Source organism: Vibrio sp. M260118 (assembly GCF_036533755.1).
In the GTDB taxonomy this organism is placed as follows: domain Bacteria; phylum Pseudomonadota; class Gammaproteobacteria; order Enterobacterales; family Vibrionaceae; genus Vibrio.
The window spans coordinates 1-2538 of sequence record NZ_JATABG010000436.1 but is presented as its reverse complement, the minus strand read 5'-3'; the positions used below and the strand labels follow the sequence as shown (position 1 = coordinate 2538).

General features: G+C 46.0%; 3 protein-coding genes. All 3 read right to left on the bottom strand.

Annotation, left to right across the window (positions count from 1 at the left end):
• On the bottom strand, nucleotides 1-629 hold a 629-nt coding region (xni, locus tag QTO00_RS18000), incomplete at its 3' end, for a flap endonuclease Xni (RefSeq protein ID WP_331426002.1).
• 80 nt (nucleotides 630-709) lie between these two features.
• Nucleotides 710-2074, bottom strand: coding sequence for a nucleotide 5'-monophosphate nucleosidase PpnN (ppnN, locus tag QTO00_RS17995; RefSeq protein WP_331426001.1), 1365 nt, complete (start codon nucleotides 2072-2074; stop codon nucleotides 710-712).
• Between the two features lie 201 nt (nucleotides 2075-2275).
• Nucleotides 2276-2538: GGDEF domain-containing protein (locus tag QTO00_RS17990; RefSeq protein WP_331426000.1), on the bottom strand; the 263-nt coding region annotated here is incomplete at its 5' end.

The following is a 2538-nucleotide window of genomic DNA, read 5'->3' as shown; positions in this document are numbered from 1 at the left end:
GCATAGGCTTGTTCAATATCGTTAAACTGAGTCAAAATCTCTTTTGCAGCTTTTGGCCCCACACCTGGCACACCAGGTACTTGGCTAGAGCTTATTCCCGTTAGCCCCCAGTAGTCAGCAAGCTGAGTCGGTTTTACACCAAACTCGTTTTCTATAAATGGCTCGTCTAACCAGCGGTGTTGGAAGTAGTCGCGGATCTGTAGGGTTGGAGAAAGCAGTTGGCAGTAACCTTTGTCGGTTGAAATAATGGTCACTTTCTCGCCGTGGCTGGCAACCTTAGTCGCTAATGTCGCTACTAAATCATCAGCTTCGTCGCCATCTGAAAGCAGTGAATCTATACCTAACTTCCACCAAGCATCCTGTATCGCTTCTAAGCCCTCTAGTAAAGGCTCTGGCATAGGTTTACGGTTCTGTTTATATTGTGGAAGAATCTCGGCTCGCCAACCACGTTGCTGTAGGTGATGGTCAAACACCGCAATAATGTGAGTCGGTTGGGACTCCGACAAGATTCTGTGTAGGGTGCGGGTAGTTGTAGTCATTGTTCTTGCTATATCACTGGCATCAGGCTGCGCGGAATGAACGCGTCGGATTAGGTTGAGGGCATCGATAATAACAAGATGAATAGACATACAATTAAACAAAAATAAGGGCTTGGAGCCCTTATTGTATAGATTGAGGTTGAGATTGCTAGTCAGTCTGGTAAACGGCACTAACCTGAGGTCTTGATCTTATAACAAGGCTCGTAGGCAGTACCACCTGGTAACTTCATCCGGTCTTGCTTGACAAAGTCTTGCAATAGCTTATCCATTTTCTCCATTAAAACTTCGTCACCATCTAATATAAATGGCCCGTGATGTTCAATCTCACGGATACCTTCCGCTTTAACGTTACCTGCAACAATGCCCGAGAATGCCTGGCGCAGCGCTGCCGCAAGATTTTCTGGGCGCTGATTGAGGTGTAAATCCAGGCTCGCCATATTATCGTGAGTCGGCTCAAATGGCAGTTGGAACTCTGGCTCAATTTTGAGAGACCAATTGAAGCTATATGCGTCATCGGTATCTTTTCGGTACTGACGAACATCACTCATACCGTGTTTCATGATTTGCGCCACTTTCGCTGGGTCGTCAATAACGATTTGATAGTGCTTTTGAGCGACTTCGCCGAGCGTATCGCCAATAAAGCGGTCAATAGAGCGGAAGTATTCCTCGCTCTCCTTTGGTCCTGTTAGAACGATAGGCAGTGGCTGATTGGCATTTTCAGGGTGCATCATAATGCCGAGTATATAGAGCAACTCCTCAGCTGTACCAGCACCACCTGGGAAGATCACAATGCCATGGCCGATTCGTACAAAGGCTTCAAGACGTTTTTCTATGTCAGGCATGATAACCAGTTCGTTAACGATTGGGTTTGGTGGCTCAGCCGCAATGATCGACGGCTCGGTTAGACCTAAATAACGCTGCTCATAGTAGCGTTGCTTGGCATGTCCAATGGCCGCCCCTTTCATTGGCCCTTCCATTGCACCAGGCCCACAGCCGGTACATATGTTGAGTTCGCGTAAGCCAAGTTCATGACCAACTTCACGTGTATATTGATACTCGGTGGCATTAATTGAGTGACCCCCCCAACAAACCACTAGGTTTGGCTCTAGGCCAATCGTCAGTGCGCCAGCATTTCTTAAAATACCGAAAACTAGGTTAGTAATGTGACTGGCATTGGTCAGGTTGAGGCGCTGGTTATCAGCAAGGTGCATATTGACGTACACGATGTCGCGTAGCACAGAGAACAGGTGCTCTTGAATGCCCTTAATGATTTCACCGTCAACAAATGCGTGCTCTGGTGCATTAGTCAGCTCAAGCTTGATACCACGTTCGCGACGAACCACATTCACATCGAAAGTTTTATATTTATCAAGCAGCTCTTTGGAGTTATCCGTATGGCTACCTGAGTTGAGAACCGCGAGAGTACAGTTGCGGTAGAGTTGGTATAGATCACTAGAAGCGGTCTTCTTAAGGCGCTCAACTTCAAGTTGAGAGAGTAGATCCATACTGCCTGCTGGACTAATGTGCGTGATCATAGTGACCTCCTTGACAAGACAGCGGTTCTCACAGCGAGTGAGACATCATTATTGTTATTGTTTATATACGCCGCAAAAATCGGGGGAAATTAAGCGAACGTCCTTTAAGCTTAGCAGCTTTTTGTAAATAATAAACCTAACTAATTGATATATAAAGATCAATCACCGCATATATGGATATGAGTTTTTGCGAGGTGGGGTTTAACGCCAAACGAGCTGGTTTTTGCCAAGCGTTTTGGCTTCGTTTAGACAAAGATTAATTCTTTCTAACACTTCTTCTGGGGTGTCGGAGTCTTTAAAGGAAGTACTTGCGGCGGAGAGGGTAATGGTCAGGTTACGATCGCGGAACTTGAACGGCAGTTTAGATACTTGATTTTGAATTGACTGAATTGTGCTAAACGCATTGTTGTCTGATAACTCTGGTAGCAACAAAATAAACTCTTCACCAGAAAAGCGCGCAACGG